The following is a 12,320-nucleotide window of genomic DNA, read 5'->3' on the forward strand; positions in this document are numbered from 1 at the left end:
TATTTATTATAAGTACAAACTATTTTGAAAGTTCTCTTATTGGATTGTACCAAGAATCATCAACCTTTAAAAAATGTTCATTTTTAGTCTTTTCAACTAGTCCTTTTGAACCTTTTTTATAGTATATTTTAGAATCATTTGTTGTAGTATCTGAAGTTAAAGCAGTTTGTATCTTATCAATATCTTCCTTATTAAGTGCTCCTGTATTTACAGCAAATGGTCCATTTAATACTGGTGTAGAACTAATAATTACATATTCCTTACCTCTTAAATTAGTAAATGGATCAGCAGCATCAGCCTTTACCTTGTAAACTGCACCTACAGTATTAGCTTTTCCAGTTTCAACATCAACATATGGTGCTAATGCTGTATCACAGAAAGCAGCTACATCTGCTTTTTTATTTAAAAGATTTGCTGCTGAGCCCTGGTGTGACTGACCAAATAATACTTCTTTAAAGAACTTATTACTTCCACCTTCTGACAAATCATCAACCTTTATATTCTTCCATTTATCAGTCTTTGAAAAATAACTTACTATATTTGTAGTAGGTACTTTAAAACCTGAAGTTGAACTATTGGATACATAAGACATTTTCTTTCCCTGAATATTATCTAGAGTATACTTACCATCCTTTTGGTATTGGCTTTCATCGCCCTTATTAACTGACAGCCAGCTATAATATATAGCATCATCTAAAGTACCTGATGCACCAGAATTTACAACTAATGGTAATATTTTAGCATTTTTAGTGTGGGCTTCTACATAACCTTGTCCACCCATGAAGGCTATTTGTCCTTTACCACTAGCTATAGCTTCTATGGCAATTGAATAATCTGTTGTAGTTTGTTGTTCAACTTTTTTACCAGTAGCATCTGCAATAATTTTACCTATTTCATCACGAGCATCCTTGTAGTCGGCTGCGGATTCGTTTGGATACCATACTATAGTGATAGTGTCATATGGCTTTACATTATCCCCAGATTGATTTGAAGCACCTGACCCTGAACATCCTGCTAATACTGCAACTGCAATAATAAGATTTGTAATAACTAATAGAAGTTTTTTCATTAATTTACCCCTTTCAAATTTGAAAAAATTTTTGTTATTTTAGATTAAGACAGGTTATTAGTTCGTTTTTTTCAATGCTATACATTTATTGTCAAGATAGATGATACAGTGTTCATGTTAATTAATCATTATATGAATGTAATGTTTATTTTAAATTTTCTTATTAATCTATATATTCCAGCATTTGTTTTAATATGGTTATCCCAAACCAATTATTTCAGAATCAAATACATGCAAAAATTCCTTAGGACTTAATATTTGTCCAATATTTATATCTGTGCCATAGTCTCCATGAAAATCACTGCCTCCAGTAGCTATTAAATTATATTTTCTGCAATATTCAGCAACCTTTTTATGATCTTCTTCATGGTGATCTTCATGATACATTTCAATGCCATCTAATCCTGCTTCCACAAGCTTTTCAATAAAATTATAGGAATCCAATTGTCCTGGATGTGCTAATATTGCAATACCTCCATCTTTTTTAATAGCTTTTACTGCTTCGTAGGCATCAGCATATTCTATATCTCTTGCACATATTCCACTGCCCTTAAACAGCTTTCTGTATAAATCTGAATATATTTTATCAGTATATTTTTTATCTACTAGTTCTGCCATAATATGCTGTTTATAGATGACCTCACTATTTTCAGCCCTGGCATATATATTAGCCACATCCATTACATACCTGTTTTTTATAAGCTGCCTAATTTGCCATAATGAATTTTTATGCCTATTCTGTAGAGTTTGATCGCAAACTTTTCTAATATTTATTCCTTTTAAATCAAAATTAAATCCTAAAATATGAATTTTCTTGTTACTTTCAGGATCACAGGAAGATATTTCAATACCAGGAATTATCTTTATTCCTGCACTTTTACCCTTCTCAACTGCTTCTTTTAGGCCTTTAACGGTATCATGATTAGTAATGCCAAGATGAGTAACGCCATTTTTTATAGCCATATCTATAACTTCTTCCAATCCAAAGGACCCATCAGAAATATCTGTATGAACATGAAGATCCACTTTCATATGAATTCCCCCGCCTGCATGTTATATTTCTTATCACAAAGTCCTTCCATGAAGTCAATATCATGAAATATTCCAATCATTGTAGTTCCTTCAATTTTTAACTGTTCTATAAGCTCCTTTACCTTTTTCTTAGAATAATTGTCTAAACTTGCAGTTGGCTCATCCAAAAGTAGTAATCTTGGATGCTTAACCATTGCCCTTGCTATATTTAGACGTAATTTTTCTCCACCTGAAAAATTGTTTGGATAGCTGTCCCACAGTTCTCTATTAAATTCAAAATGTCCAAGCATTTTTTCTGCTTCCTGTGAAGCATATTCTTTACTATAGCCCATCTCTAAAACAGAATGTTCAACAATTTCCTTAGCCGTAGTTCTTGGCATGCTATTAAGAAATTGTGACACATAGCCAATTTCATATTTTCTCAAATATAGCATTTGTCTTTCTGATATATCTAAAATATTAATCAATCCAAACTTTTTAGATTCATACCATATATTACCTTCATCAGTTGTGTAAGTTCTATAAATGCATTTCAGTATAGTTGATTTTCCACTGCCGCTTTTACCTGTAATTCCTATGAATTGGCCTTTGTTCAAAGATATATTAATATTTTGGGATGCTTTTATATGCTTTCCTAAATTATGAATAGTAAAAGTCTTATATAAATTTTCTATTTTTAATAGCTGCTCCACACTATCACCTGCTTTCATAATGCTTTTCCACAAAATCATCTATATTCAATAGAAAGTCATTGAAATTTTCCTTTATCTTTTTATGACACCAATTCCACCATTTAATACTTTCCAGTTTATAGATGATATCATCATTAAACCTCTTTCTAATTATTTTTGCCGGTACACCTGCAACTATAGTATAAGGCGCCACATCCTTTGTCACTATGGCTCCACTTCCAACTATAGCTCCATTTCCTATGGTTACACCGGGCATAATAATTGCATTATGGCCTATCCAAGCATCATTTCCAATATATACTTTATGGCTTTTTCTATTTTCAAAAAATTCTTTATCATCTTTATCATCAAAACCATACATCTTCCTTCTATAGGTAAAATGATGTAAGCTAGGCCTTTCCATAGGATGATTTGTAGGCCCTATTCTTACCATGGCAGCAATATTAGTAAATTTACCTACCTCAACGTTTTGCAGAAAACAAAACTGACCTGTATAAGAGTAATCACTAAGAGTAACATTTTCGTAGAAATTAAAAATGCCCACCTCTGTAAATTCACCCAGTTTTGAATTTACAATTTTACAGTTCTCACCTATTAATGGCTCTATTGACAATACTTTATCTTCAGTATTCATATGCAGTAATTAGTCCTTGAGGTTAATTTTCCATCAACAAACACTGATGTAATCACTGGGAATTGATCATCTAATTTTTCTATTATAATTATATCGGCCTTCTTACCTTCCTCTATGGATCCTATAATTTTATCCATATTTACTGCCCTTGCTGGATTTATCGTAACCAGATTAAACATTTTATTTATATCAAGACCATGCTTTTCATTGAGTAAAAATACTGCATGAAGCATAGCTGCTGGATAATAATCACTGCAGAGTATGTCAATATAATTATTTTTTATACCCTCTGCTGCACATAAATTACCTGAATGAGAGCCACCTAATAATACATTTGGAGCTCCTGCAATGGTATACATCCCCATTTTCTTAGCGGATTTTGCCACATCTAAAGTTATAGGAAATTCGCTTATACTTGCGCCATAATTTTTAACAACTTCTAATTTTTCCACACTATCATCATCATGAGAAGCAATGGAAATATTATTTTCCATTGCTAAAGCTGCAATTTCCTTTATAGTTTCATCAGTTATTTTTTCCTTAGTCTCCCTACTATCAATTATTGTTTCAATTTCCTCATCAGATATATGTCTGTAACCTCTCAATGTTTTTCTGTATACTTCCAAGCTTCTGTATTGACCCTGACCCGGAGTATGATCCATAAAAGAAATCAAATTAACTTTACCATCCTTAATATATTTTTTTATATTGTCAATTTGATTAACATTATCTATTTCAATTCTTGCATGAAAATTATGCCTTATAAGAGGTTTATTTTTATGCAATACATTAATAGCATTAATCATTTCTCTCACATTTTCAGGATTTCTTATGGGAACATTTTTAAGTTGATTCTCATCCATAGTAATAGAATGAAACATGGTTGTTATTCCCTGATTAATTAAAATTTTTTCTTCTTCTCTTAAGCTTATTGAAAAATCCATTATTGATGTTGGTCTTGGCGCAGCCATAGTCTCAACATAATCGGAATGTATATCAATAAATCCTGGTGCCACATAGCCATTCTTAGCATCAATTACTTCTTTAAAATAATTGCTTCTAATCTGTCCCTGTTTCTTTATTTCTTTAATTGAATCATCTTCAATTAATAGATCATAACCTTCTAATATTTCATTTTCAGTTACTATTCTCCCATTTGTAATTAAGTACACTGGCAATCCCTCCTTTTTGATATCAGTAATTATTTTGTATTTGTTCCACTTACATCTAGTTCAATAAAATATTAAGGCAACTAATCATTGGATAAATTATATTTGCAAAATGTAGCTTTTATCTTCAAATACTTCTGAAATTGTCAATTTAAGTTGAAATTTATATCCTCACAGCATATAAATGTATCTAAAAGCTATGAAAATATAATTGCTGCAGCAACTATATATGAGATAATTACTATAAAAGTGAATATACCAATTGTTGTGTGTATGCAGACTGTGGATCTTCAAGTATCTGATCTGTTAGTCCTCTTTCAATGATTTTTCCATTGAGCATAACAATGGTCCTATCTGCCAACATTCTTATAACACCTAGATCATGGGATACTACAATCATACTTATTCCAAGTTCTCTTTGAATTTCTTTAATTAAATCAAGTACATTGGCCTGTACAGATAAATCTAAGCCTGTAGTAACTTCATCCAGCAATAAAATTGGTGGATTATTTGATAGAGCTTTAGCAATTTGAACTCTTTGCTGCATTCCACCAGAAAAGTTTTTAGGAGCTTCCTTCATTCTAAAAAGTGGAATATTAACCTTTTCCAAAAGATTTTTACCCCTTTCCTCCATGTCACCCACATTTCTATGGCCGGCTGAAATTAATTTTTCAGCAATATTACCTATAGATGAGAAATTCATTCTCAGTCCCTGTACTGGACTCTGATAAACTTTTCCCAATACATTATTCTTTATAAATCTTTTCTGCTGGGAGGATTCTAAAAATATATTAGCTTTTCCTTCTTTGTAATTACCTATATATGCCTCTCCAGAAGTAACTTCTTTATCAAAATATAGGCATTCCATCATGGTAGACTTGCCGCTGCCACTTTCCCCTACAACTCCAAGTATCTCTCCTTGATATAAATCGAAAGAAATATCCTGGCATGCATATACAGTACCGCACTCAGGACAAAAATTCTTTTCCAGCTTGTCTCTTGATTCACTGCATTTTTCACAGCCGCTGCCAAATTGTTTATTTAAGTTTTTAATCCTTAGTATTGGCTCTTCCATAAATATCATTTCAAATCACCACCATAATCATTAATATCCATTATTGATTTTCTCTTCGTTATTCATTCTTTCAAGACAATAACTTGTATCATTACACTGATAATATTTTTCACCAGTTTTTTCATCTATGAATTCATCAAGGTATACATTAGCAGCGCCACATATTCTGCAACTCTTTCCCTCAAAATTTTCTGTTTTAAAGGCATAATCCTCAAAATGTAAGGATTTTATTTCCGTATAAGGCGGCACAGCATATATTTTTTTCTCTCTGCCTGCTCCCAAAAGAATTAAAGCTTCAGAATAATTCATTTTTTTATTATCAAAACGTGGAATAGGACTTGGTGACATCACATATCTTCCATTGACAAATACAGGATGATCAGCCCCAGTTGACATATCTCCATATTTCATAATTTGTTCAAAAAGCATTAGCCAAACACCACTATACTCATTTTCAGCATGAAGTCTTTTTGTTTTATATTCACTAGGTTCAACGGCCCTAAGTGGTTCTGGAATTGGAACCTGCAAAACCAGTATCTGATTACTTTCAAGCTTTACTTCTGGAATTCTATGTCTTGATTGAATTATAGTAGCCTCTTCTGTTTTTTCTGTAATTTTTACACCAGTAGTATTTTGTATAAGTTTTTTTATATTTACTGCGTTTACAGATTCATCGGACCCTTGATCTATAACCTTTAATATATCTTCTTTTCCAATTAAGGATAGTGTTAATTGAAGTCCTCCTGTACCCCAGCCTCTTGCAATGGGCATTTCTCTTGATGCAAAGGGTACCTGATACCCGGGGATTGCAACAGCCTTTAAAGAAGCTCTCCTAATTTCCTTCTTAGAGCTTTCATCAAAGAAAGCAAAATTATAATTTATCTTCATTCATTGCACCTTTTCCTTTCCTGGTCTTACGAACGCTATCTAATTTTGATTGAAAGGTTACGTAGTGGGGTAATTTTAAATGAGACATAAAACCTGAAGATTCAACACTATCTATATGCATAAGTACAAATTCTTCATTATGAGTAGGATATTTTTCATCTTTAGTTTCCAAACATTGATCAAGTATAGCCATAGCCATGGCCTTTGTTTCATTTTGTCCATAACAGATACCGTAGCCTATTCCAAACTCAAGACTTTTCTCACCCTTTTTCCCATCTACAGTTTTTGGTATAAACATTTCTACTTCTGTAACCTCAATATCGCCAATATAAAAATCATCCTCTTCCTCACAGGTGTCCTCAAGGGGATCACTAATATATAGTGATAAATTTCCTACTCTCAATTCCCCTACAGTAGGATGAAGTGACCCATAACCTCTTAAGGCTGCATAACCTAATGAGACAACAGCTCCCGTCTGTCCCCTTGTTAAAATCTGTAATCTTTCACTTCTCTCTGTTGGGAATTCTATACTTTTTTTAGTTATGTCAATTGGGTCTTTATCATCTTTTTCATAAGCTCTAATAAGTCCCTCTTCTCTTAAAAAATCCATAACCTTAGGAAGATTTCTAAGCCCATTTTCACTTTCCTGCTGTGCTGCATCACTCTGAAATTTCCTTAACCAGCTTAAGGCCTCTTCTTTAGATTCATCTGCAAGTTCAAAATCCATAAGTCTGTGAGTATAATCATAGGCTGCTCCCAGAATTTGTCCTCCTAGTACATCTTTAAAGCTTGCTGAAATTCTTCTTTCCACTGACATATGGATAGATTCAACTGTTCTTGTATAATGTTTCCTTGGTAAAGTAGATCTGTAAGCTCTCAATAAAAATACTGCTTCCTCAGAATTACCCTCCGACTGTTTAATTGCAAGGGCCGCCAATTCTTCAGAATACAAACTGCTTTCTGACATTATTTGATCAATAAGTCCTCTCATTCCTGACTGTATCTCATTAACCTTTAAAATCTCGCCGCCTTTTAATCTTTTATATTTTAACCTCTTAATAGATTCCTCTATAGCCTTAGTTCCACCCTTTACAGCAACATAACCCACATTAATTCACCTTCCTTAAAACCCTTGTGGTTCTTGGTAAACATGTTAAATTTGAATTTACATCTGTAAAAACTATATCTATTCCCATTGGAAATTCTATATTTTTTTCATGTAATTTTTCCAACCATATTTCATTTAGCCCCACATCTATGTAATTTTCATCCTTTACACCTGGTCCCTTTAATGAAAACTTTTTTTCATTGCTTATCTTATTGGTCTCAATAAGCACAGTAGCTGATTTATGAGGATTTATTAAATCTCCCTCTTTAGCATAGATTAATGCTTCCTCCAGCATAATCTTGTCTGAATTCTTTAATACAAATATAAAATCAGCTTTTTCCACACTTTCAGCCTTAGCATAAGTTAATCGCTGAACAAACTTTGAAATTTCAGTCTCATATTTGGAAACAATCTTAAAACTCACCTCTGAATCCAATAAAATAAGCATTAAGACTAATGTAGAATTTAAAACTTTTATATCAATATGGATTTTACTGCTCTCATCTTCTATGCTTTCAATAACTCCAGGTCTTGACATACAATTTAATAATTTTCTATAGGCTGCCTGTATATCATGAACCATATGAATTTCCATACTTATTCCTCCCTAAGCTAGACATCTTTTACTTACTATTTATTTTACATGCCTTATTTTCAAATATTTTATCTAAAATTACACTTTCATACTTTCAAAATTAACCTTAGTTTTTAAAATCTTACTATCATTTAAAGCCTCTTCAGCTTTTATCCTTGTCTCTTCTTCAACTAAGATTTTTTCCCAGTTACCTGTTTCCTTTAATCCTAAATTGTAAGCAGCATCAATAACTGCAAGCCAATAGGCAAACTCAGGTTTATTTCCTCTTACAATGCCTATACCAAAGCCTTCATTAATTTGTACCTTTGCCTCAGTAACAAGCACTTCTCCAAGATAAAATAATGAATTCTTAGAGCTTTCTCGCATTTTTATCATTACAAGAGCACTATCTGGCTCTTCTATGGTTTTTATCTCATAATTCTTATCTATTTCTTCAAACATATTTTTTGCTATTTCACTAGATCCCTTAATTAAAATTTCAGTTCGCCTTCTTCTTCTCATTTTTAAAACCCTCCTTAGACAATTTTTATTATATCTTGTTACCAAGTTCTAAATTGTAAATCCCTTGTTAAGGCATGTTAAATAATAATATTGTGATTTAACATTGTTATTGATAAACAGAGTTTTTGGTATCGGTTGTAGTTTTTGTTTATGACCTCTCATGCTTACTAGCTGAGCTCTTATTATATGTATTTAGATACTTGGAAATCGTTGTCCTTTAACCTAAATCGTTATCCATGGAAACATCCACTGTTTACTCCCACTTTAAAGAAAAGCAGGTAAAACAAAATTTGTTTTACCTGCTTTTCTTCCGTCTCATTATTTATTTTTATGTTTCTAAATTATATATTTAAAATAATCACATCTATATATTATTTTTGTATATTCCAGTATCTTTCCTGTTTTAGCATCAGCGGAATTAGTTTCTAACACTAATAAAGGAACTAAACTGGAGCATTTTAATATATTACGTTCTTCTTCCCCTGGGAAGGAAACACTTAAAATACTTTTCTTAGACATAAATTCCTTGTATCCATTACTTCTATAGTATTCAAACATGGAAGATATACTATCACCTGACTTTTCTATATCATGTAAAGTAGCTGATGATACATAAGAAATATGCAATGCCATTGGTATATCACTTATAATTCTCAATCTTCCTATTTTATATACTTTATCACCTTGGCTTACACCCAATTCTTTAAAAATCTTTTCATTATATTCAATTCTTTTAAAGAATATATTCTTAGAAAAGAAATCATAGCCTTTCTTAATCATTTTTTCACTAAAGCTTTCATCACCAGATAAAACTAAATCAATAGGCTCATGCCTATTTCTTAAAAAGCTGCCTTTACCTTGCTTTGAATAGATATAGCCCATTTCTTCCAATCTTTCATAAGCTTTTCTTACCACTATCCTTGGAACTCCATAGATATCTGCCAAAGCATTTTCTGAGGGCAATTTATCATCACTACTATAATCACCGTTATTAATATTGAATATTAAATCATCAATAATTTTGATTTCAATATTGTCCTTCATAGACTTTTGCTCCTTTATTGATAATATAGTATGTGCTTATGATATATTAATTTGTTTAATTTAGTATTTTATTTAGGTAAAATAAAATTAACAATTTAGTGAAACAAATTATAATGAAAGTTGGTAACATACGATACATATTTTTATTAACAAAAGATCTATACTATGATTGAAGCAAGTTCTTAATTCAGGTGGGGATTCTTTTACCCCATCTGAATTTTAGAACTGCAAATGCATGGCTTACTTGGCGTTGAACTCCCACTTGAAGAAATGGGAGACTTACGCCAAGTTAGTCAGGTTAAAGAATATTAAAGAGGTGAAATATAATGAATAACTTAATAAAAAATATAGAATTTTCCAATATACTCAATTTAAAGGATTTAGTGTCATATCAGGAAGGCCAAGTTATAAGCAGAACTCTTGCACAAACACCATCTGTAAATATTACTTTATTTTCGCTGGACAAAAATGAAGGCATTAGTTCACATGTAACTCCAGGAGATGCTATGGTTCAGGTACTGGATGGTACAGCTGAAATTACAATAGGAGATAATATTTTCACTGTTAAAGAAGAGGAAACTATAGTAATGCCTTCCAATATTCCACATGCACTCCAAGCTTGTGAAAAATTTAAAATGCTTTTGACAGTAATAAAAAATTAATTATTCTGTAAAGTGGCTGTATCAAATTAATATATAATTTGATACAGCCACTTTTTTTATTATCACACCGAATAAATATTTATAATTTCCATAACTTACTCCAAAGTGCGTACTACCTTAAATAGTTGCGTCGTAGTAAACTTATAGTAATAAGATCTACGAATAAAAAGAGGAGAGATGAAAATGAAATATACTGGACCAGTTTATCGTCCACCATTTGAAGCAAACTCATTATTACTACAAGTTACTGCAGGATGCAGCCATAATAAATGCAGCTTTTGTACCATGTATAACAATGTTCCTTTTCAAATAGAAACTATGGAACAAATTGAAAAAGATTTATTAGAAGCTAGAAAAGCTTATCCTGAAGTAAATCGTATATTCTTAGTAAATGCTGATCCATTTACTTTAAGTGCAGATAAACTTAAATTAATTGCAAAAAAAATAAATGAAATTTTACCTAACGTTGAGACTATAGCTATGTATGCCTCAGTTAAAAACATAATAAATAAAACAGATGATGAGCTTAAAGAATTAAGAGCTTTAAAGATTAATGACCTTAATATTGGCTTAGAATCTGGTATGCCAGAAGTCGTTGAACACTTTAATAAGGGGTTTACTATTGATGAAGCGAAAGCACAGTTAAAGCGTTTAACAAATGCCGGTATAGACTTTAGTGTAAATATTATAATCGGAGGAGCTGGTAGTGAAAAAACACATGGAAATGCAATTGCAAATAGTAAATTACTAAATGAAATTAATCCAAAGCTCATCTTTATTGCTACTTTACATGTTGATCCTGGCAGCCCACTTGATGAAGAATTAAATAAAGGGCTTTTTAAAGAAAATACCTTGCGTCAAAATATTGAAGAGGAAATTGAGATGCTAGGTGGACTTAACCTAGATAATACGTATTTCTTTGGTCTTCATACATCTAATGTAATACCAGTTCATGGTATGTTGCCAGAAAAGAAAGATGAAATGATTGCAGCACTAAAAGATGGTTTAAACTCAATAAGAGCAGAGTATTTAGACGCTCACCTTAAAAAAGGTGCAGAAGGTAGTATTCCAATACTAAGATAAGATTAAACGGTAAAGTAGATTAAATTATCTACTTTACCGTTTAACTATATTTTAATAGTCAAAAGTCTGAAAACTATGCCAAATCTCTAAACCTATTTTGGGTCATCGAACATATCCTCAAGGCCTTCTCTGGAGCCGTCTGCAACAACACTTAACACTTCATCACCCGGCAATAATAAAGATTCTCCGCTTGGTACTAAGACCTTATTGTCTCTGACTATTGTCATTATTATACAGTCCTTTGGCAAATCCAATTCTTTTATTTTTTTATGTGTGGCTTTTGCATTTCTCTCTATAATACTTTTTACAAGGGATATTTCTCCTTGTGCAAGATTTAATATTGTGGTAATGTTGCTTACCTCAGCTTCCTCCTCAATTAATCTTGCAATTATTCTGGCACCGCTTACAGCAGCATCCACACCCATGTCTTTTGTAAAAATCCATTCATTTTTTGGATTTTTTATTCTTGACACAACTTTTAAAACATCAAATTCAAACTTAGCAAGCTGGCATATTATCAGGTTGTCTTCATCATGTCCAGTACAAGCAACAACAATTTCAGCTTCAAGTATTCCTGCATTTTTTAACACATCTGGATCACACCCATTGCCGTTTATTATTATAGAATGTTTTAAATCTTTTTTAAGTTTTTCAATTTCTGATTCTTCTTTTTCAATGACTATTACTTTTTCATTTTTTTCTTCCATTAAACCAGCAAGAAAGGAACCGATGCGACCTCCACCAACAATAATAATAGACATATGCATG

Annotated in this window: 14 protein-coding genes; 2 read left to right on the top strand and 12 right to left on the bottom strand. The window is 31.8% G+C overall.

The window, feature by feature from the left end; genetic code table 11:
• Positions 1-19 precede the first annotated feature (19 nt).
• The 11 genes from ABF633_RS05555 to ABF633_RS05605 form a co-directional block, all read right to left on the bottom strand.
• Positions 20-1,069, bottom strand: a complete 1,050-nt coding sequence (locus ABF633_RS05555; RefSeq protein ID WP_415522655.1) for a phosphate/phosphite/phosphonate ABC transporter substrate-binding protein — start codon at positions 1,067-1,069, stop codon at positions 20-22.
• Positions 1,070-1,267: 198 nt separating this feature from the next.
• Positions 1,268-2,101 (bottom strand): PHP domain-containing protein, encoded by an 834-nt coding sequence (locus ABF633_RS05560; RefSeq protein WP_415522656.1) that lies wholly within the window; start codon positions 2,099-2,101, stop codon positions 1,268-1,270.
• The gene (locus ABF633_RS05565) at positions 2,098-2,832 is read right to left on the bottom strand and encodes a phosphonate C-P lyase system protein PhnL (RefSeq protein WP_415522657.1); all 735 of its coding nucleotides are present in this window, start codon (positions 2,830-2,832) and stop codon (positions 2,098-2,100) included. The genes ABF633_RS05560 and ABF633_RS05565 overlap by 4 nt, the downstream gene beginning before the upstream one ends.
• Complete coding sequence (locus ABF633_RS05570) at positions 2,798-3,427, bottom strand: DapH/DapD/GlmU-related protein (protein ID WP_415522658.1); 630 nt, start codon at positions 3,425-3,427, stop codon at positions 2,798-2,800. Before ABF633_RS05570 ends, ABF633_RS05565 begins: the two co-directional genes overlap by 35 nt.
• Positions 3,424-4,599: a phosphonate metabolism protein PhnM gene (gene phnM / locus ABF633_RS05575; RefSeq protein WP_415522659.1), complete on the bottom strand. Its 1,176-nt coding sequence runs from the start codon at positions 4,597-4,599 to the stop codon at positions 3,424-3,426. Before phnM ends, ABF633_RS05570 begins: the two co-directional genes overlap by 4 nt.
• Before the next feature lie 238 nt (positions 4,600-4,837).
• Positions 4,838-5,680 (bottom strand): ATP-binding cassette domain-containing protein, encoded by an 843-nt coding sequence (locus tag ABF633_RS05580; protein WP_415522660.1) that lies wholly within the window; start codon positions 5,678-5,680, stop codon positions 4,838-4,840.
• A gap of 21 nt (positions 5,681-5,701) precedes the next feature.
• Complete coding sequence (locus ABF633_RS05585) at positions 5,702-6,559, bottom strand: alpha-D-ribose 1-methylphosphonate 5-phosphate C-P-lyase PhnJ (protein WP_415522661.1); 858 nt, start codon at positions 6,557-6,559, stop codon at positions 5,702-5,704.
• Complete coding sequence (locus ABF633_RS05590; RefSeq protein ID WP_415522662.1) at positions 6,543-7,667, bottom strand: carbon-phosphorus lyase complex subunit PhnI; 1,125 nt, start codon at positions 7,665-7,667, stop codon at positions 6,543-6,545. Before ABF633_RS05590 ends, ABF633_RS05585 begins: the two co-directional genes overlap by 17 nt.
• 1 nt (position 7,668) lies before the next feature.
• The gene (gene phnH / locus ABF633_RS05595) at positions 7,669-8,262 is read right to left on the bottom strand and encodes a phosphonate C-P lyase system protein PhnH (protein WP_415522663.1); all 594 of its coding nucleotides are present in this window, start codon (positions 8,260-8,262) and stop codon (positions 7,669-7,671) included.
• A gap of 78 nt (positions 8,263-8,340) precedes the next feature.
• Positions 8,341-8,763: a phosphonate C-P lyase system protein PhnG gene (gene phnG, locus ABF633_RS05600; RefSeq protein WP_415522664.1), complete on the bottom strand. Its 423-nt coding sequence runs from the start codon at positions 8,761-8,763 to the stop codon at positions 8,341-8,343.
• 336 nt (positions 8,764-9,099) lie between these two features.
• Positions 9,100-9,807, bottom strand: coding sequence for a GntR family transcriptional regulator (locus ABF633_RS05605; protein ID WP_415522665.1), 708 nt, complete (start codon positions 9,805-9,807; stop codon positions 9,100-9,102).
• Positions 9,808-10,133: 326 nt separating this feature from the next.
• Here ABF633_RS05605 and ABF633_RS05610 point away from each other — a divergent pair, with 326 nt between their 5' ends.
• Together ABF633_RS05610 and ABF633_RS05615 are read left to right on the top strand one after the other, a co-directional pair.
• Complete coding sequence (locus ABF633_RS05610) at positions 10,134-10,469, top strand: cupin domain-containing protein (protein ID WP_415522666.1); 336 nt, start codon at positions 10,134-10,136, stop codon at positions 10,467-10,469.
• Between the two features lie 183 nt (positions 10,470-10,652).
• Positions 10,653-11,552, top strand: coding sequence for a radical SAM protein (locus ABF633_RS05615; protein WP_415522667.1), 900 nt, complete (start codon positions 10,653-10,655; stop codon positions 11,550-11,552).
• 92 nt (positions 11,553-11,644) lie between these two features.
• Here ABF633_RS05615 and ABF633_RS05620 read toward each other — a convergent pair whose 3' ends face one another.
• Complete coding sequence (locus ABF633_RS05620; protein ID WP_415522734.1) at positions 11,645-12,319, bottom strand: potassium channel family protein; 675 nt, start codon at positions 12,317-12,319, stop codon at positions 11,645-11,647.
• Position 12,320 lies beyond the last annotated feature (1 nt).

It is taken from the genome of Clostridium sp. (assembly GCF_047718555.1).
In the GTDB taxonomy this organism is placed as follows: domain Bacteria; phylum Bacillota; class Clostridia; order Clostridiales; family Clostridiaceae; genus Clostridium_I.